Below are 431 nucleotides of genomic sequence, written 5' to 3'. Positions count from 1 at the left end.
GCCCAGAGCATCGGTGTCTCGAAGGACAGCGAGCCCTTCCACATCGTGCCGATCCAGTTGAAGAACTTCACGCCGGTCGGCACCGCGATCAGGAACGTCATGAAGGAGAAGAACGGCAGCAACGCCCCCTGGGTGGGGTACATGTGGTGCGCCCACACGGTCGCGGACAGCCCCGCGATGGCGATGGTCGCGGCGACCAGACCCATGTAGCCGAAGATCGGCTTGCGGGCGAAGACCGGGATGACCTCGGTGACGATGCCGAAGAACGGCAGCGCGATGATGTACACCTCGGGGTGCCCGAAGAACCAGAAGAGGTGCTGCCAGAGCAGAGCTCCGCCGTTGGACGGGTCGTACACGTGGGCGCCGAACTTGCGGTCCGCCTCCAGCGCGAACAGCGCGGCGGCCAGGACCGGGAAGGCCAGCAGGACCAG

General features: G+C 65.9%; 1 protein-coding gene. It reads right to left on the bottom strand.

Annotated features, from left to right (window positions below; genetic code table 11):
• Window positions 1-431, bottom strand: a 431-nt coding sequence (locus IE312_RS43595) for a cbb3-type cytochrome c oxidase subunit I (RefSeq protein WP_229900915.1), incomplete at both ends; no start/stop codon positions are given.

Origin of the sequence: Streptomyces capoamus (assembly GCF_014654935.1) — a bacterium.
In the GTDB taxonomy this organism is placed as follows: domain Bacteria; phylum Actinomycetota; class Actinomycetes; order Streptomycetales; family Streptomycetaceae; genus Streptomyces; species Streptomyces capoamus.
This window is presented reverse-complemented; position numbering and strand designations above follow the sequence as displayed.